The sequence below is a fragment of the Roseivivax sediminis genome (genome assembly GCF_900112685.1).
In the GTDB taxonomy this organism is placed as follows: domain Bacteria; phylum Pseudomonadota; class Alphaproteobacteria; order Rhodobacterales; family Rhodobacteraceae; genus Roseivivax; species Roseivivax sediminis.
This window is the reverse complement of record NZ_FOMS01000007.1, coordinates 19,403-36,052: the sequence shown is the minus strand read 5'-3', so window position 1 is coordinate 36,052 and position 16,650 is coordinate 19,403. Positions and strand designations below refer to the sequence as shown.

Annotated in this window: 15 protein-coding genes; 2 read left to right on the top strand and 13 right to left on the bottom strand. The window is 69.0% G+C overall.

The window, feature by feature from the left end; all coding sequences use genetic code 11:
- Positions 1-145: 145 nt before the first annotated feature.
- The 13 genes from F3H57_RS12000 to F3H57_RS11940 all read right to left on the bottom strand — a co-directional run bounded on the left by F3H57_RS12000 (position 146) and on the right by F3H57_RS11940 (position 14,041).
- Positions 146-718: a CvpA family protein gene (locus tag F3H57_RS12000; RefSeq protein ID WP_149756159.1), complete on the bottom strand. Its 573-nt coding sequence runs from the start codon at positions 716-718 to the stop codon at positions 146-148.
- Between the two features lie 38 nt (positions 719-756).
- Entirely contained in the window at positions 757-2,124 is a 1,368-nt protein-coding gene (radA, locus tag F3H57_RS11995) for a DNA repair protein RadA (protein WP_149756158.1), read from the bottom strand.
- A 41-nt stretch (positions 2,125-2,165) separates the two neighbouring features.
- Positions 2,166-2,999, bottom strand: a complete 834-nt coding sequence (locus F3H57_RS11990) for a DNA repair protein (RefSeq protein ID WP_149756157.1) — start codon at positions 2,997-2,999, stop codon at positions 2,166-2,168.
- A 174-nt stretch (positions 3,000-3,173) separates the two neighbouring features.
- Positions 3,174-3,608: a paraquat-inducible protein A gene (locus F3H57_RS11985; protein ID WP_149756156.1), complete on the bottom strand. Its 435-nt coding sequence runs from the start codon at positions 3,606-3,608 to the stop codon at positions 3,174-3,176.
- Entirely contained in the window at positions 3,605-3,997 is a 393-nt protein-coding gene (locus F3H57_RS11980) for a hypothetical protein (protein ID WP_149756155.1), read from the bottom strand. The genes F3H57_RS11985 and F3H57_RS11980 overlap by 4 nt, the downstream gene beginning before the upstream one ends.
- Entirely contained in the window at positions 3,994-5,031 is a 1,038-nt protein-coding gene (gene alr / locus F3H57_RS11975) for an alanine racemase (RefSeq protein WP_149756154.1), read from the bottom strand. The genes F3H57_RS11980 and alr overlap by 4 nt, the downstream gene beginning before the upstream one ends.
- Before the next feature lie 241 nt (positions 5,032-5,272).
- Entirely contained in the window at positions 5,273-6,787 is a 1,515-nt protein-coding gene (locus tag F3H57_RS11970) for a replicative DNA helicase (protein WP_149756153.1), read from the bottom strand.
- Positions 6,788-6,981: 194 nt separating this feature from the next.
- Positions 6,982-7,662 (bottom strand): orotate phosphoribosyltransferase, encoded by a 681-nt coding sequence (locus F3H57_RS11965; RefSeq protein WP_149756152.1) that lies wholly within the window; start codon positions 7,660-7,662, stop codon positions 6,982-6,984.
- Positions 7,663-7,735: 73 nt separating this feature from the next.
- On the bottom strand, positions 7,736-8,776 hold the full coding sequence (pyrC, locus tag F3H57_RS11960) for a dihydroorotase (RefSeq protein WP_149756151.1): 1,041 nt from the start codon (positions 8,774-8,776) through the stop codon (positions 7,736-7,738).
- A gap of 54 nt (positions 8,777-8,830) precedes the next feature.
- The gene (locus F3H57_RS11955) at positions 8,831-9,820 is read right to left on the bottom strand and encodes a phosphoadenosine phosphosulfate reductase (protein WP_394349830.1); all 990 of its coding nucleotides are present in this window, start codon (positions 9,818-9,820) and stop codon (positions 8,831-8,833) included.
- A gap of 160 nt (positions 9,821-9,980) precedes the next feature.
- Positions 9,981-12,320, bottom strand: a complete 2,340-nt coding sequence (locus F3H57_RS11950) for a glycosyltransferase family 2 protein (RefSeq protein ID WP_149756150.1) — start codon at positions 12,318-12,320, stop codon at positions 9,981-9,983.
- A gap of 3 nt (positions 12,321-12,323) precedes the next feature.
- Entirely contained in the window at positions 12,324-13,016 is a 693-nt protein-coding gene (locus F3H57_RS11945; protein WP_188129672.1) for a sulfotransferase family protein, read from the bottom strand.
- Positions 13,013-14,041 (bottom strand): glycosyltransferase family 2 protein, encoded by a 1,029-nt coding sequence (locus tag F3H57_RS11940; protein WP_149756149.1) that lies wholly within the window; start codon positions 14,039-14,041, stop codon positions 13,013-13,015. The genes F3H57_RS11945 and F3H57_RS11940 overlap by 4 nt, the downstream gene beginning before the upstream one ends.
- Before the next feature lie 274 nt (positions 14,042-14,315).
- On the opposite strand from F3H57_RS11940, the gene F3H57_RS11935 reads away from it, so the two are divergent.
- Both F3H57_RS11935 and F3H57_RS11930 read left to right on the top strand, forming a co-directional pair.
- Complete coding sequence (locus F3H57_RS11935; protein WP_149756148.1) at positions 14,316-15,221, top strand: AAA family ATPase; 906 nt, start codon at positions 14,316-14,318, stop codon at positions 15,219-15,221.
- Between the two features lie 127 nt (positions 15,222-15,348).
- Positions 15,349-16,608, top strand: a complete 1,260-nt coding sequence (locus F3H57_RS11930; RefSeq protein ID WP_149756147.1) for a vWA domain-containing protein — start codon at positions 15,349-15,351, stop codon at positions 16,606-16,608.
- Positions 16,609-16,650 lie beyond the last annotated feature (42 nt).

Below are 16,650 nucleotides of genomic sequence, written 5' to 3'. Positions count from 1 at the left end.
GGCCTTTTGGTTCGGGCGGGGCGCGCGCAGGTCCCGAAATGTCGACAGGCGGGAAAAGTATACGGATTTGACGCGATCGGAGGAGTCTTCGGATCGATCCATCGCCGCCGCGTGCGCGGGGTGGATGATCCACCCACTTGGCCGATCAGGCGTCGTTCGGCCCCGGCGCCACGCAGATACCGACGAGTTCCTCGTATTGCAAAGTGATCCAGCCGAGCGCCTGATCGGGGTTCTGGGCCTGGATCCGGTCCGTGAACTGCGAGAAGACCGCCGCCGAGCGACTGTTCTCGACCATCTCCACGGTCTGCGTCGTCACGATCGTCTCGTAGACGAAGAACCCGATCGCAACGAGCAGGATGCCCCGTGCCACGCCGAACAGGAACCCCAGCCCCTGGTCGAGCCCGCCGAGCGCCGAGCGCTGCACCAGGCTCGAGAACAGCGGCGTGAACAACGACACCACGATCAGCGCCACCGCGAACACCGCTGCGAAGGCCGCGATGATGGACAATTCGCAGCTGTCGGCCAGGAACTCGCCGACCACCGGCAACTCCTTCACCAGCGGCTGAACCGGCGGCGCGAACATGAAGGCCAGAATCGCCGCGGCGATCCAGCCGAGGATCGCCAGCACCTCGCGCACGAGGCCGCGGGAATAGGCGAGAAGCGCCGACAGGACGATCACAACCGCCACCACGGCGTCGATAGCGGTGAAGCCTTCCATATGCCCTCGTTCTTTCCCTGCCCGGCGGCGCGCGGATCCTATCCGGCGCCGAAGATCTCACCCACGAAGCTCGTCAGATCGCCCATCTGGGTGAGCGTGAGCCCCGATGCATCCCCGGCCTTGCCGCCGCGGGGCGCAATCGCCGCGGTGAAACCAAGTTTCTGCGCCTCTTTCAACCTGTTTTCGGTCTGCGCGACCGGACGCAGCGCGCCCGAGAGGGATATCTCTCCGAAAACCACCGTCTCGGGCGGCAACCCGCTGTCCTCCCGCGCCGACAGAAGCGCCGCCGCAACGGCGAGGTCGGCGGCGGGTTCGGTCACCTTCATGCCGCCCGCGACGTTGAGATAGACATCGAGCCCGGCAAAGGGGATGCCGCAGCGCGCCTCGAGCACCGCGAGGATCATCGCCAGCCGCCCGCCGTCCCAGCCGACGACCGTGCGCCTGGGTTGCGCGTGCGGGGTCGGCGCGACCAGCGCCTGCATCTCGCATAAGACGGGGCGGGTGCCCTCGATCCCGGCAAAGACCACCGATCCCGGCGCCGGCGTGCCGCGTTCCGACAGGAACAGAGCCGACGGGTTGGTGACCTCCGACAGGCCCGCGCCGGTCATCTCGAAGACGCCGATCTCGTCGGCGGGGCCGAAACGGTTCTTCACGCTGCGCAGGATGCGGAACTGATGGCCGCGCTCGCCCTCGAAATAAAGCACCGTGTCGACCATGTGCTCGACCACGCGCGGCCCGGCGATCTGGCCGTCCTTGGTGACGTGGCCGACCATCATCACCGCCGCGCCGCGGGCCTTGGCAAGGGTGGTGAGCTCGTGCGCCGCCGCGCGCACCTGGGTGACGCTGCCCGGCGCGCTGCCGACATTGTCGGCCCACATGGTCTGGATCGAATCGATGATGGCAAGGTCGGGCCGCTCCGCCTCCAGCGTCGCGAGAATGTCGCGCAGGTTCGTCTCGGCCCCGAGCCGCACCGCCGCGTCGCCGAGGCCGAGCCGTTCGGCCCGCATCCGGACCTGGGCCGAGGCTTCCTCGCCCGAGATGTAGACCACCTTCAGGCCCGCCTCGGCGAAGGCCGCCGCCCCCTGCAGCAGCAGCGTCGACTTGCCGATGCCGGGATCGCCGCCGACGAGGATCGCGCTGCCCGGCACGAGCCCGCCGCCGAGAACGCGGTCCAGCTCGGCCATGGCCGAGGAGGTGCGGGGCGGCGGCGTTTCGGCATGGGCCAGATCGGTGAGTGGTACCGTCCGACCCTTCGCCGCGCCGAGCGATTTCGAGGGAGGGCCGGCACTGACCGGGCGCTCTTCCTGGATGGTGTTCCATTCGCCGCAGGCTTCGCAGCGGCCCGACCACTTCGACGTGGTGTTGCCGCAGGCGGAGCAGACGAAGATTGCCGGGGATTTGGCCATGCCCCGCGCTTTAGCCCGGCGCGGGACAGGGCTTCAAGCGCTCACTCGGCGGCGCGCTGGCCGAGGATCGACACGATGCGCGCGTCGTCCTGGTGTGGCGCGGCCTCGCGGCGAGCAGCCACCTCCGGCGACTCGGCGGATTCGGTCACCAGGCTCGGCGCCTCTTCTGTATCGTGTAGCTCGGGCAGGATCTCCGTCAGCTCGTCGCAGAGGCGGGCGAGCTGCGATTCGGCAACCGCCTCGTCAATCTCGACCCGTTCGAGCCATGTGCGCATCTCGGTCGCGACGGACTTGGCATGATCGAGCCGGCGGTTGAAATCCTCCACCTCCTGCTGGCGCTGGATGAGGAAGTCGCGCGCGCGCGCGACGTTTCGGTCGGAATAGACCCCGGCCAGCTCGCGCGACAGGTGGCTCATCTGCGAGGCCAGCTCCAGCACCGAGGGCTCCAGTTCCGACAGGTCGGGATGTTCGCGCAGGAAGGCCATGCGCTCGCGGATCGAATCGAATTCGGATTTCAGGTTGAAGACGCCTTCGCGGTCCGCCTTGTGGGCGACGTGATAGGCGCGTGCCACGTCCTGCATGCCGACGTGAAACCGGCGATGCGACGTCTCGAGGGCCATGATCCGCCCATTGCCCGGGAGGTAGAAGCACAGCCCGAGGGCAAGCGCGGTCACGCCGAGTTGCACGAAGGTGCCCGCCTCCGCGTAGGTGACTGCCCCGAAGGTCAGAGGCAGGTCGAGCCAGGCGGCATGACCGAAAGCGGATGCGACTGTGTATCCCAGAAGCCCGAGGGCCAAAACGACGATCAGGAGCATTGCGGCCCGCTGCATCAGAAACTGAACGACAAGGTAACTGGACCGCATGGTCTGAATCATTTCGGCGCCCTCGCTGGTATGGTCGCTCACTATCAATGGTGGCGATTTTACGCCGAACGCCCGAAATTACCTAAAGTTTCTTTGCCTAGGGTATTGAATTCCCCACCAGAGCATTTTTCGGCCCCCTGTCGGTGCGGGAGTTTCCCTTGCGTCGACAGTCTCCTGCGTCACGCGTTATCGTTCGCGGTTCCATTCGACGGCAAGGCTGGTCAACACGCATAGGGTGAACAGGTAAAGGCCCCATGCCGTCTCCACGCGTCCGACGCCGATGCCCTTGGCAACCGCCACGTAAAGCGCAATGAGGAAGATGTCCGCCATGGCCAGTCGCCCGAGCGCCAGAAGCGCCATATGGGCGCGCGGTCCGAGGGGGCGAATCACGTCGATCAGCAGGCCAGCGAGCTTCAGGTAGGGCGCGACAATTGCGAACAGCGCCACAACCAGCGCCAGCGCAGGGTCGGTGTCCCACAGCGTGGCGAGACCGGAGAGAACGCTGATTTCGGCCAGGCCGAAGAGCGGCAGCAAACCGGCCCGCAGGAGCGGCGCGGTCCAGGCAACCGGGTAGAGCAGCACCAGCACCGCGAGGATCGCCAGCCTGAGCCGCCGGCTCATGTCAGCGTCGCGACGGCCCAGAGCCCGAGCACTGCCGCGACCACAAGCGCGTGCAGCACGTCGATCCACATCGCGCGGCGGCCCGGCACCAGCGCCGAGACCGCGAAGAGGACAGAGACCGACAGCGGCAGCCCCAGCCCGCCGCCCGAGGTCAGAGCGCGGGCCGATGCCGGATACCAGGCGGCGCCGGTCAGCCCCAGCGCCGGGGCGAAGACGGTCGCGGTGATCCACGCGGCCGCCAGCGCGGCCAAGAGCGCCACGAGGCGCGACGCCCCCCGGGCGAGGAGCGCTCGGCAGAGCGCGAGGAGCAGCACCGCTTCGGCCAGCACGAATTTCTGCGCGATGAATAGCGCCGCGACCGGCCAGCTGGTCTGCAGAAGCGGGCTCATCCGCAGGTATAGCTACGGTGGTAGCGGTCCCCGAGGGCGGTAAGGATCTCGTAACCGATCGTGCCCGCCGCGTCGGCCAGCGTGTCGATGGATTGATGCCGGCCGAGCACCTCGACAGTCTCCGGCACCTCGGGCGCATCGGTGACGTCGACCCCGATGAGGTCCATCGACACCCTGCCGAGCACCTTGCACCGCGTCTCACCTGCAAAGACCCAGGCGTTCGGCCCCATGATCCGGTGAATGCCGTCGGCGTAGCCGGCGGCGATGGTGGCGACCTTGGTTTCGCGCTCCGCCGTCCAGGTGTTGCCGTAGCCCACCGTCTCTCCGGGCGCGACGTCGCGCAGCTGGATCACCGGGACGTCGAGATGGACGACCGGCTGGGCGTCGACGAAGGGCAGACCGCCGTAGAGGCCGACACCCGGGCGGGTCACGTCGAAATGGTAGTCCGGGCCGAGCAGGATTCCGCCCGTCGCCGCGAAGGAGCGGGGCGCGTCGATCCCGTCGGTCATCTCGCGGAAGGCCGCGAGCTGGTGGGCGTTCATCTCGTGATCGGGTTCGTCCGCACAGGCGAGGTGCGACATGATCAGCCGGGGACCTTGCGAGACGGCGATCTCGCGTAACGCCTGCCATTCCGCGGGCTCCATCCCCAGACGGTTCATCCCGGTGTCGAGCTGGATGCCGAACGGATGCCCGGGCAGCGCCTCCACGTGCCGAACCATCTGGTCGATGGAATTCACCATCGGCGTCAGGCCGGCCTCGGCGATCGGGCGGGCGTCGCCGTCCATATGGCCGTTGAAGACGCAGATCTCCGGACCTTCGCCGAGTATGCGGCGCAGCTGCGTCCCTTCCTCCGCGAGCGCGACGAAGAAGGTGCGCACGCCTTCGCGCGCCAGAACCGGCGCGACCTTGGACATGCCGAGCCCGTAGGCGTCGGCCTTCACGACGGCGCCGGTTTCGGCGGCGCTGGCGGCGGCAAGGTTGCGCCAGTTGGTCACGAGCGCGGCGAGGTCGATGGTCAGGGTCGGTGCAGCCATGGGGGCTGTTTCGCACGGGGGGCGGCTGCGTCAAGACGTTTTCGCGGGGCACGGGCGCCGTCGGCGGTGGCCGGCACCGGCAGACGGCGTAGTGCCTGTGGATAAGTCGGGGGAGTTTTCCCGGCCACGCCGGGGCGCGTTCCGGCGATCCCAGAGCGGTCGCCGCGCCCGGTGGCGGCACCGGCAGGACGACTGCCGCCGACAGGTCCGGCCGCGCCTGCCTGCTCGGGCGTCTTGTTCCCTAGAACTGTTCCACCTGGTTCTGCTGCCAGGGTTTCACGAGGTTGCCGAAGCGGGTGAAGCGGCCTTCGAAGGACAGCTCCACCGTGCCGATGGGCCCGTGGCGCTGCTTGCCGATGATGACTTCGGCCTTGCCGTGCAGGCGCTCCATCCGCTCCTGCCAGGCGGCCATCTCTTCCAGCCGGTCGTCCGAGGGCTTCTCGCGCTCGACGTAGTATTCCTCGCGGAACACGAACATCACCACGTCGGCGTCCTGCTCGATGGAGCCCGATTCGCGCAGGTCCGACAGTTGCGGGCGCTTGTCCTCGCGGCTTTCCACTTGGCGCGAGAGCTGCGACAGGGCGATCACCGGGATATTAAGTTCCTTCGCTATCGCCTTGAGACCCATGGAGATTTCGGCGATCTCGTTGACCCGACTCTCGCCCGATTTCCCGGTGCCGCGCACCAGCTGGAGGTAGTCGACCATCAGCACGTCGAGCCCGTGGGTCCGCTTCAGCCGCCGCGCGCGGGCGGCAAGCTGCGCGATGGGCAGGGCCGGGGTGTCGTCGATGTAGAGCGGGCAGGCCTCCAGCGACTTGGCGGCCTCCACGAAGCGGCGGAACTCGTCCTCGGTCATGTCGCCGCGGCGGATCTGCTCGGACGGGACCTCGGAGGCTTCCGAGAGGATCCGCGCGGCAAGCTGTTCGGCCGACATCTCGAGCGAGTAGAAGCCGACCACGCCGCCCTCGACCGCGCCCTCTGTACCGTCGGGCTTGGTGCCCTTGCGGTAAGCCTTCGCGACGTTGAAGGCGATGTTGGTGGCCAGCGACGTCTTGCCCATCGAGGGGCGACCGGCGAGGATCAGAAGGTCAGACGGGTGCAGCCCGCCGAGCTTCTTGTCCATGTCCACGAGGCCTGTGGATATCCCCGAAAGCTGTCCCTCGCGCTGGTAGGCGGCATTGGCGACGTTGACCGCGTCGGTGACCGCCCGGAGGAAGCTGACGAAGCCCTGTTCGCCCTGTCCCTGCTCGGCCATGGAATAGAGCGCCTGCTCGGCCTCGACGATCTGCTGGCGCGGTTCGGACTCGACGTCGACCTTGGACGCCTTGGCGGAGATGTCGCGCCCCAGCGCCATCAGGTCGCGGCGCACCGCGAGGTCGTAGATCATCTGCGCGTAGTCGCGCACCGCGAAGGACGACACCGCCGCGCCGGCGAGGCGAACGAGATAGGCACCGCCGCCGAGCTCCTTCAGGCCCTCGTCCTCGTCCATGAACGCCTTGAGCGTGACCGGGGAGGCAAGCTGGTTGCGGGCGATGCGGGCGGCCGCGACCTCGTAGATGCGGGCGTGGACGGGATCGTAGAAATGCTTGGCCGACAGGATCGAGGCGACGCGGTCGTAGACGTCGTTGTTGGTCAGGATCGCGCCGAGGAGCTGCTGCTCGGCCTCGACGGAATGGGGCAGGGTGTCGGCGGTGTCCGCGGTCGCTTCGGGCGCGGGATTCGCGCCGGTGGGATCGAATGCGGCGACCTTCGACATGGGGGGCTCCTGACGAATCTGAGATGCGGCGGCTGGGGCCGCCCGGATACCGCGAACCTGCCGCGCGGGGCAAAATGTATCTTTCTGTGGGTATCTCAGTATAACGAATGTGATTGATCTTCGCTACACTATATTGAGTTGTGGTCGGCTCGCCCCGCAACATGCAGCCGCCCGGCGGACGGGCGAAAAGCCGCTCAGCCTGTTTTGTGGGCATCCTGCCAGGTGCGCGGATCGCTCAGGAAGGACTCGACCTCCGCCAGGGTGGCGGCGTCGAAGGCGGCGCTGGCGCGCGCTTCGGCAAGAACGTCCCACCAGGTGCAGAGGTGGTGCAGGGCGACACCGTGATCGCCGAGCCGCGACTGCGTTTCGGGGTAGATGCCGTAGGAGAAGATCACCGCCGTATGGGCGCAGGACGCGCCGGTCTCGCGGATCGCGTCGACGAAGGACAGCTTGGAGCCGCCGTCGGTCGCCAGGTCCTCCACCAGCAGCACCCGGTCGCCTTCGGACATGACGCCCTCGATCCGCGCGTTGCGGCCGTAACCCTTTGGCTTCTTGCGCACATAGGTCATCGGCAGGGCCAGCCGCTCGGCCACGAAGGCGGCGAAGGGGATGCCCGCTGTCTCTCCGCCAGCGACGTTGTCGAAGGTCTCGAAGCCCGCGTCCCGCATCACCGTGACGGCGAGGAAATCCATCAGCGTCGCGCGGATGCGCGGAAAGGAGATGAGCTTGCGGCAGTCCACATAGGTCGGCGAGGGCAGGCCGGAGGCGAGCGTGAAAGGCGTCTCGGCGTTGAAATGCACCGCCTCGATCTCAAGGAGGGCGCGGGCGGTCAGGCGGGCGATCTCTTCGCGGGGCGGGAACGCGGTGGGGATCATCTTTGGTACCTTTCGGACGTCTCGCGGCGGGGTCCCGCCAATTGTACGGTTTCGCCGCCGTATCGCACGGCCGTTATTGCGCCACGCGCCAGTGCAGCGGCATGCCCGGGTCGAAGACGGTCACGGTCTCTCCGCCGGCGTCGATCTTCGCGGGGTAATCCACCGGCGCGGCCTTCTCCAGCGTGACCGTCTCTTCGTTGCGCGGCAGGCGGTAGAAGTCCGGACCGTTCAGCGAGGTGAAGGCTTCGAGCCGATTCAGCGCGCCGTTCTGCTCGAACACCTCGGCGAGGATCGACAGCGTGTTGGTCGCGGTGAAGCACCCGGCGCAGCCGCAGGCGGTTTCCTTCGCGGTGTCAGGATGCGGCGCGCTGTCGGTGCCGAGGAAGAACCGGCCCGGCCCGGCCATCGCGGCGGCGCGCAGTGCCTGGCGGTGGCTTTCGCGCTTGGCGACCGGCAGGCAGTAATAATGCGGCCGGATGCCCCCCACCAGCAGGTGGTTGCGGTTGATCACGAGGTGATGGGTGGTGATCGTCGCGGCGATATCAGCGCCGCCCTCGCGCACGTAATCGACGCCGTCCGAGGTGGTCAGATGCTCCATCACCACGCGCAGACCCGGCGTCGCGCGGCGGATCGGGTCGAGCACGCGGTCGATGAACACCGCCTCGCGGTCGAAGATGTCGATCTCGGGGTCGGTGACCTCGCCGTGCACGCAGAGCGGCAGACCGATCTCGGCCATCCGTTCCAGCACCGGGCGCACGCGGTCGAAATCGCGCACGCCGGAGGCGGAGTTGGTGGTCGCGCCCGCCGGGTAGAGCTTCACCGCCGAGATCAGGCCCGAGGCATGCGCGGCGGCGACGTCCTCGGGGTCGGTCTCCTCGGTCAGGTAGAGCGTCATCAGCGGCGTGAAGTCCGCGCCGTCGGGCCGGGCGGCGAGGATGCGGTCCCGGTAGGCGGCGGCATCGCCGGACGTGACCACGGGCGGCACGAGGTTCGGCATGATGATGGCGCGCGCGAAGTGGCGCGCGCTTTCGGGCAGGACGGCCTGCAGCATCGCGCCGTCGCGCAGGTGCAGGTGCCAGTCGTCGGGGCGGCGGATCGTGAGGCGCGTGGTCATGGCGCGGGCGTTAGCAGAGGCCGGGGGGCCGCGCCAGTGGCAAGCGGCGCGTTCTCAGCCGCCCTCGGTGCCGGTTCTGGCAGGCGCGAGGCGGGCCTCTTCGGCCGCTTCCAGCGCCTGCAGGCGGCGCCGGAAGCGCGGCGCGCGCATCCGGCCGGTCACGTTGCGGCAGAGCATCTTGATCAGGCCGTGGCGTTCCTCGGCCTCCAGCCGCGTCAGCAGGCGGCGCAGGTAGGTGCCGTAGTCGCGCCTCGCGCGGGCGAGCCGGGCGAAGCTCAGGGTATCGAGCTCTCCGGTCATCGCCGCCTCGAGGAGCGGCGCGTGGATGTCGAGCGCGAGCGTGTCGCCCTGCAGCGCGCCGCCCATGGACGGCAGCCGGAAGCGCTGCACGTTGCGGCGCGCAAACAGCGCGGCGTGCATCGCGTCGAGCGGCTCGCGCGGGTCGTAGACGATATAGGCGGCCTCGGCGGCATCGATCATGTCGGGCGCAAAGCCGTAGCGGTCGGTGAACGAGGTGCGGCGCCGGTGCACGAAGCGGTCGTCCCATTCGGTCATCCGCGGATCCAGCGTCGCCTGCGGTTGCAGCGCCAGCACTCGCGCGCCCGGAGCGGCGACCGAATAGGCGCAGGCGGCATAGCCGCAGGGGCCGGCGCCGTAGAACAGGATGGATTCGAAATCGTCGAAGAAGCCGTCGTCATTGAGCTGGTCGAAGAACTCGTAGACAGCCGGGTCGCGAAACCAGGTGTCGCGGCGTGCGACCACGGCGAGATGCGACCAGCCCGCGCCCTCGGCGACATCCTGGCCCAGCGGCAGGCCGCTGTCGGACAGCGCGCGGATCGCCGGGTAGCTCTCGAAGGTGACCAGCAGGCGGCTGCCGTCGGCTTCGAGGAAATGGGCGTGGTGATCGTCCCCGAGGGGCTCGAAAAAGCCGGCCGCGCTGCCGCGCCGGTCCATCTCGGTCACCCAGTCGGGGTAATCGAGATCCAGAAGGTCGCGGTCGGCCGCGTCCGTCTCCTGCCGATCGTCCTGAGGCTTGTCCTGCATTGCCAACTCGTCCCTGCTTTACCCGATCCGGCCGGACAGCCAGCCTCGGTCCGGACATTGCGCGCGTATCTGGGCGGAAATGCGCCCGCCCTTGGGAAATTAAGAGAAGTTCGTGGCAGACAAGGCCGGTCTGCCCTGTGCCTTCGGGAGCGGGGCCAACTCAGCTTTCCGTGTCGAGGGCAAGAGCGTAGGCGACGCGCTCGGTCTCGGTCAGGCGGAGGGAGAGCGCCCGCGTGTAGAGATCCTCGAATTCGGGCGTGGCGTGCAGTTCCTCGGCCTTGGCGCGGTGCCAGGCGAGAGCATCCGCGTGCAGCCGTGCCAGTTCGGGATCCGCCATCAGGCGATCGTATTCGGCCCGCAAGCGCGGCAGATTGCGCTTGATGGTGATGTCGCGGGCACCCGACCAATCCATGCGGATCCAGTAATTCAGCCCGATGGACCGGTCCACATGCAGCGCGCGGCCGCGCTGGCGCTTGATGAGGAAGCTCTCGGCCGAGCGCAGCGCATAGTGGTTCAGTTGCAGAAGGTCGTAGCCGATCGTGCCCTTGGAAGACCGCCAGCCGTTCCGGGCCGCCGCGCGCGTGATGTCGGCGCCCGAGCCGTTGACCCAGCGCACGCGGTCCTCGAATCCGGGCGCCAGCTTGTTGGGGCGGTGGCACGAGATCTTCTGATAGGCGCCGATGTTGCGGGACATTGTCTTGTAGCCCCACGCGGTGTGGGGCTTGGGGCAGAAGGCAGGCGCGCATGCCTCGAACTGGTCGATGACGAAACGGTCCGAGAGCCGCGCCACGCCGTCATGGCCGAAGAGCCGCCAGGTCATGGCGACGTTGGTCGCCTCGGGCACGCGGGCCAGGAAGGCGTCGAGCGTGCCGTCGCCGCAGCGCACGTTGATGAACTCGTCCACGTCGATGTGGATGATCCACTCGGCGTCGCGGATCACCGGCTCTGTCAGAGCCCGGTTGAGCGCGTGCTGCTGGGGCGAGTTGCCCGTCCAATTGTCATTGGACCGGTGTTGCACGACACCCATCGTTTGCAGCCGCGACAGGATCGCGTCTGTGCCGTCGTCGCATCCGTTGGTGTAGATGAGGAAGTGGTCGATGCCGATGGCGCGATGGTAGGCCACCCATTCGACGATGTAGGGGCCTTCGTTCTTCATGCAGCCGACGATCACGCGGCCCGAGGTGCCCTCGGGCAGGACCCGCTTGGGCGTCGGCGGGTAGGGGGCCGCAAGTTCCTCCTCGTTCACTCTGCCGAGCCGGTTGTGTGGCGCGTAGGGCGAGCCCTTGAGTTTCTGGACGTGCATGCGCGCGAGCGGCGGCAGAACCTCGCGCGCGGTGTCGGTCAGCCCCTCGGTGGGCGCGGCCCGACTTGCCGCTTCGTCCTCGGCGCGGTCGGCGGCCTTCATCTCGGGGATCGACTTGCCGTTACGCTCCAGCGCAGGGCCGAACGCGGTGAGGTACTGCGTCGCGCGGTAGCCGAAGAGCGGATCGGCCTCGGCCCAGGGTTTGGCGGGGGCCGGGGGCGACAGGTGGCCGGCCAGCGCCGGAAAGCGCGCTTCTAGACGCGCGTTGGCCGCCGCGAACCGCTCCGACACCGCCGAAAGCGCGCCGGGGTCGAGCGCGGGGCCGTCCACCGCGATCTCACGCGCGAAGCGGCGGCGCAGGTCGCGCGGGCAGTGCAGGCCGCGTCTGGCCTGCCAGGCGAGCAGCACCTCGTTGAAGCGGCGCAGGCGCGTTGTGGTGGCGGCGCTTGGCGGCGCGCCGAGCGCCATCGGCTCGGCCGGGCCGAGCCGGGTGTCGAGGCTCAGCGCCTCGGCCAGAACCTGAGGCGCGTCCCCGGACGCCAGGCGCCCGAGGTCGAGCGGGCGCAGCGTCATGCTGCCGGCGCCGAACGTGTCCTCCCAATGCGCGACGAGCGCTTCGTAGTCGAGCCAGTGGGCCGGCGCCTCCAGCATCGGGTAGCGGGCGAGATAGGGCCGCGCGTCCGGCCAGCGCGAGAGCGCGCCATCCCACCACGGCCCCGGATCGCGCGCGAGCGCGAGCTCGGCGGCGAGCGGCGTGATCCGCCCTTCCGCGACGCGGCCGGGATAGAGGCGGGCGAGGTGGCGGGACTGCTCCTCGACATGCGCGGTGATGCGGATGTCGCCGGAGAGGCGCGACAGGAGCACGCGCAGGCGCCGCAGCTCCTCCGGGCGCGGCATGAGGCGGCCGAGATGGCCCGAGACGATGACCAGCGTGTCGATCCCGATATGTCCGAGCGCGTCGATCTGCGACTCGAGCTCTGCCAGAAGCCGCGTCTGCGCGCCGACGCTGCGGTAGCCGCGGGCGAAGCGCAGGATACTGGAGATGTCGGGCTCGGAGCAGGCGAGATAGAGCCGGATCGGGTTCCAGTCGGGCGCGCCGATCCGGAGCCTGGCGAGCGCACCGGCCTTGTCCTTCAGAAGTCCGCGCAGCCGCGCCGCGGCGCGCTCCGACGGGCCGACAAGAAGGTGGATGCGCATCGCTCAGCGCGCCTCGCGCGGAAGGGGTGGGACCTCATCGGCCGTGCCGGCCTCTTCGGTCGGATCGGTGTCTGGCACCGCGGCTTCGTCGGCTTCGGGATTGCTGTTGGACACCCCCCACCAGGGCAGCGCGCGGCCGATGAAGGCGCCGATCCGCGCCGGAGCCTCCCGATCCTCGATGTCGTAGGCCAGGAACCGGTCCGAGCCGGCGAAGATCGCGGCGCAGAAGCGCTGGTGCCCGTCGATCCAGCGCGCCAGTTCGGTTTCGGTGCCGCCCCAGCCCTTAGGCAGGCCGGGCACCTGGTGGCGCGGCAGGCGGCGTGTGCCCATTGCCTTCCAGCGCATCATGCTGCCGGCGGTCCTGGCCGGGTCGCGCCAGGACAGGATGAACCGCGTCTCGGGATGATGCGTGCGCATTGCGTCGATCAGCGCCCAGTCGGTCTGCGGCCAGTAATTGCCGCGCGGTGACAGGGCGTTCATCTCGGTGATTCCGTCGAAGACCTTCAGCCGCGCAAGCGGATCGCCGGTAGCGAAATAGTCGGTATAGAGGATCTCTCCGACGAAGGCGCCGTGCATGGCGGCATCGTCGGTCTGACCGGCGCGCACCTTCCAGTCAGCGGTACTGAGCCCCGCGCGGCGCAGAGCCCGCGACAGCGTGGTGGTGCCGGTCTTGGGCAGGCCGAGATTGATGATCATGCGAGGCCCAGCTCCGCGCGAAGGGCGGCTTCGGTCGGCGGCAGGCGCGGCGCGGCGCGGAGCGCACCCAGCAGGGCGCGGTAATGCGGATCCGAGATGAGCGCGGCGGCGCGCGCACGATGGGCTGCGACGGCGGCGTCGTGCAGCGCGGCGACACCCGGCAGGGCCTTCAGCCGGTCGATCTCCGCCGTAAGGGCCGGCAGGTAGCGGTGGATGGAGGCGTCCTGCCACGCGGCATCGTTGCGCTCGCGCCAATAGGTGACGTCAAAGGTGCGGTTCTCGCGGTTCACGTCGCCGCGGTCGGTCTTGACGAGGTAGCTCTCGGCCGAGCGCAGGGCGTAGTGGTTGAGCGTGGCGAAGGCGCGCGCGCCCTTCGCCGGGAGCGCTCGGATGCGGCGCTTGTTGGCGTGCCGGCGGAACGGGCGCGGCACCTGGCGGCCGGCGGCGTCGGTCCAGGCGAGGCCTTTGTCGGCCGGGCCCTCGGGGTCGTGGAACGGCCGGTGCGCACCGTAATAGGCCAGCGGGAATTCCTTGCGCACCAGCGACTTGACCTCGATCGCCGTTTCGCCACACCAGAGGTCGGGATTGTGCGACCAGGTGAACTGCTCGATGATGGGGCGGTCCTTGAACGCCTCCACCCCGGCATTGGCGAAGAACTGGAACGGCACGGAGATCGCCTGCGGATCGCCGCAGGCCGCGATAAGCGCGGGGATCGTGTGATCGCCCACGTGGATGTTGAGAAACTCGTCCACGTCCGCGATCCACACCCAATCGGCCGTCTTCACAAGGCGGCGGCGGCGCGCGTCCTTCAGCGCCTCCATCTGGTAATGGCGGCCCTTCGCGGGATTGGCGCGATGCTCCACCACCTCTGCCGCGGCGAGCGCGTCCAGAAGCGCGTCGGTCCCGTCGGTGCAGTCGTTGGAATAGAACAGGTGATCGGTGACGCCGATGACGCGGTTGAACGCGATCCATTCCAGCAGGAACGGGCCCTCGTTCTTCACGCAGGTCACCGCGGTCACGCGCATGGGTCGCCCGGAATCCCGTAAGGTCGTCTCGTCATGGCGATCTGCCCATCCCCGTGCCGGGTGCCGTGGCCCCGGTGGGGCCTGCCCGTTCACTGCCCCTTCGCTCCGGGGCGGTAAACCCGACCGCGTTGCAATGGAAGCTACCGGCGCGCGCGGTGCCGCGTCAATCGGGTCGCAGCAGCGCGGGGTAGCGGCCGTGCGACCTATGCATACTTGACCCACCCGGTCCCGGCGGGCGAGCAAGTCGGGACATGCCGCCAAGAGGGAGCCCCGCATGAGTGCAGTCACGTCCATCGACGACGTCCAGACCCGGCTGGGCGCGGCGGGCTATGTCTGCGGCCGGCCGCTGGCGACGGTGACCTATCTCGCGCTGACGCTCGGGCGGCCGCTATTCCTGGAAGGGGAGGCCGGCACCGGCAAGACCGAGATCGCCAAGGCGCTCGCGGCCGCGCTCGGCCGCCGCCTGATCCGCCTGCAATGCTACGAGGGACTGGACGCGGGAAGCGCGGTCTACGAATGGAACTTCCCCGCGCAGATGGTGGCGATCCGCACCGCCGAGGCGGCGGGCGGCGCCGACCGCTCGGCCTTGCAGGACGAGCTCTTCTCGGAGGAGTACCTCATCGCCCGGCCGCTCCTGGAGGCGATGCGCCCGCAACCGGGCGGCCCGCCGGTCCTGCTGATCGACGAGCTTGACCGTACCGACGAGCCGTTCGAGGCGTTCCTCCTCGAGGCGCTGTCGGATTTCCAGGTGACGATCCCCGAGCTCGGCACCATCGCCGCGCCCGAGCCGCCGATCGTGGTCCTGACCTCCAACCGCACGCGCGAGGTACACGACGCGCTCAAGCGCCGCTGCCTCTACCACTGGGTCGACTATCCCGGCTTCGACCGCGAGATCGAGATCCTCGCCGCCCGCGCGCCCGAAGCTTCCGCCGCGCTCAGCCGCGAGGTCGTCGCCTTCGTCCAGCGCCTGCGCACCGAGGACCTCTTCAAGCGCCCCGGCGTGGCCGAGACCATCGACTGGGCCAAGTGCCTTCTCGCGCTCGACGTGATCGACCTCTCGCCCGAGGTCATCTCGGACACGCTGGGCGCGGTGCTGAAGTACCAGGATGACATCCAGAAGGTGCAGGGCTCGGAGGCGGCGCGGCTTCTGGACGAGGCCCGCGCGGATCTCGCCTCATGAAAGACACGCCCGGACCCACCGTCATGCCGCGAGTATTTGGAGCCCAAAGAAGCAGGCGTGCGCGCCCCTGGGTTCATCTGCCCGCAAATATCCCGGGGGTGTGGGGGCAGCGCCCCCACGCAGACTGATGCCGCGATACGCCCCGATCGACGTGCCCGATAATCCGAGGCTCGCGCACAACATTACCCATTTCGCGCGCGCCCTGCGCGCCGCCGGCCTTCCCGTCGGCCCCGGCCGGGTGATCGACGCGGTGCGCGCGGTGGAGGCGGCGGGCTTCACGTCGCGCACGGACTTCTACTGGACGCTGCACGCCTGTTTCGTTTCGCGCCCCGAGCACCGGGCGGTATTCCACCAGATCTTTCGGCTCTACTGGCGCGATCCGCGGTATCTCGAACACATGATGTCGATGATGCTCCCGGCGGTGCGCGGCGTGCAGGAGGACCGCGCCGCCGACGCCGCCGAGAAGCGCGCCGCCGAGGCGCTGCTGGACGGGGCGGAGCCGCCGCCTCCGCCCGAGGAGGCTCCGCTAGGAGACGAGGAGGAGCTGCCGATCGAGGTCGACGCCAGCCAGACCATGTCGGCCGAGGAACGCCTGCGCAGCCTCGACTTCGAACAGATGTCGACCGCCGAGATCGCCGCGGCCAAGCGCATGCTGGCGCGGCTGACGCTGCCGGTAAAGCCCATCGCCTCGCGTCGCGCCGTCGCCGCGCCGCATGGGCGCCGGCCTGACTGGCCGCGCACGATCCGCGCAGCCATGCGCCAGGGCGGCGAGGTGCAGCGCCTTGCCCGCCAGCGCCCGCGGATGCGCTGGCCGAGCCTCGTGGTGCTCTGCGACATCTCCGGCTCCATGTCGCATTACTCGCGCATGGTGCTGCATTTCCTGCACGCCGTCGCCAACCAGAAGGGTGCCGGCTGGGCGAAGGTGCACGCCTTCACCTTCGGTACGCGGCTGACAAACATCACCCGCCACCTTGCGACCCGCGACGTCGACCAGTCGCTGAAGGCCGCAGGCGCCGAGGCGCAGGACTGGGAGGGCGGCACCCGCATAGGGGCCTGCCTGCACGCGTTCAACCGGGACTGGTCGCGCCGCGTCATGGGGCAGGGCGCGGTGGTGCTGTTGATCACCGACGGGCTCGACCGCGACGACGCCGGCGCACTGGGTCGCGAGATGGAGCGGTTGCACCTGTCGTCGCGCCGGCTGATCTGGCTCAACCCGCTCCTGCGGTGGGACGGGTTCGCGCCGAAGGCCGCCGGGATCCGCGCGATGCTGCCGCACGTGGACAGCTTTCGCGCAGGCCATTCGATCCGCTCGCTCGAGGATCTCGCCGAGGCGATCTCGCGGGAACGGGACGAGGGTGACAAGCGCCGGCTTCTTGACATGATGTGATCGCACTCGGCGGCCCCTTGCCGTTTTGTGTTCGCTGTTGCG

What these genes read in the sequence shown, in the direction of transcription:
- F3H57_RS11955 (WP_394349830.1), bottom strand. Translation starts at nt 9,820, where the DNA reads ATGCAGGACAAGCCTCAGGACGATCGGCAGGAGACGGACGCGGCCGAC.
- alr (WP_149756154.1), bottom strand. Translation starts at nt 5,031, where the DNA reads ATGGCTGCACCGACCCTGACCATCGACCTCGCCGCGCTCGTGACCAAC.
- F3H57_RS11935 (WP_149756148.1), top strand. Translation starts at nt 14,316, where the DNA reads ATGAGTGCAGTCACGTCCATCGACGACGTCCAGACCCGGCTGGGCGCG.
- F3H57_RS12000 (WP_149756159.1), bottom strand. Translation starts at nt 718, where the DNA reads ATGGAAGGCTTCACCGCTATCGACGCCGTGGTGGCGGTTGTGATCGTC.
- F3H57_RS11990 (WP_149756157.1), bottom strand. Translation starts at nt 2,999, where the DNA reads ATGATTCAGACCATGCGGTCCAGTTACCTTGTCGTTCAGTTTCTGATG.
- radA (WP_149756158.1), bottom strand. Translation starts at nt 2,124, where the DNA reads ATGGCCAAATCCCCGGCAATCTTCGTCTGCTCCGCCTGCGGCAACACC.
- F3H57_RS11930 (WP_149756147.1), top strand. Translation starts at nt 15,349, where the DNA reads ATGCCGCGATACGCCCCGATCGACGTGCCCGATAATCCGAGGCTCGCG.
- F3H57_RS11965 (WP_149756152.1), bottom strand. Translation starts at nt 7,662, where the DNA reads ATGATCCCCACCGCGTTCCCGCCCCGCGAAGAGATCGCCCGCCTGACC.
- pyrC (WP_149756151.1), bottom strand. Translation starts at nt 8,776, where the DNA reads ATGACCACGCGCCTCACGATCCGCCGCCCCGACGACTGGCACCTGCAC.
- F3H57_RS11985 (WP_149756156.1), bottom strand. Translation starts at nt 3,608, where the DNA reads ATGAGCCGGCGGCTCAGGCTGGCGATCCTCGCGGTGCTGGTGCTGCTC.
- F3H57_RS11940 (WP_149756149.1), bottom strand. Translation starts at nt 14,041, where the DNA reads ATGCGCGTGACCGCGGTGACCTGCGTGAAGAACGAGGGCCCGTTCCTG.
- F3H57_RS11950 (WP_149756150.1), bottom strand. Translation starts at nt 12,320, where the DNA reads ATGCGCATCCACCTTCTTGTCGGCCCGTCGGAGCGCGCCGCGGCGCGG.
- F3H57_RS11945 (WP_188129672.1), bottom strand. Translation starts at nt 13,016, where the DNA reads ATGATCATCAATCTCGGCCTGCCCAAGACCGGCACCACCACGCTGTCG.
- F3H57_RS11980 (WP_149756155.1), bottom strand. Translation starts at nt 3,997, where the DNA reads ATGAGCCCGCTTCTGCAGACCAGCTGGCCGGTCGCGGCGCTATTCATC.
- F3H57_RS11970 (WP_149756153.1), bottom strand. Translation starts at nt 6,787, where the DNA reads ATGTCGAAGGTCGCCGCATTCGATCCCACCGGCGCGAATCCCGCGCCC.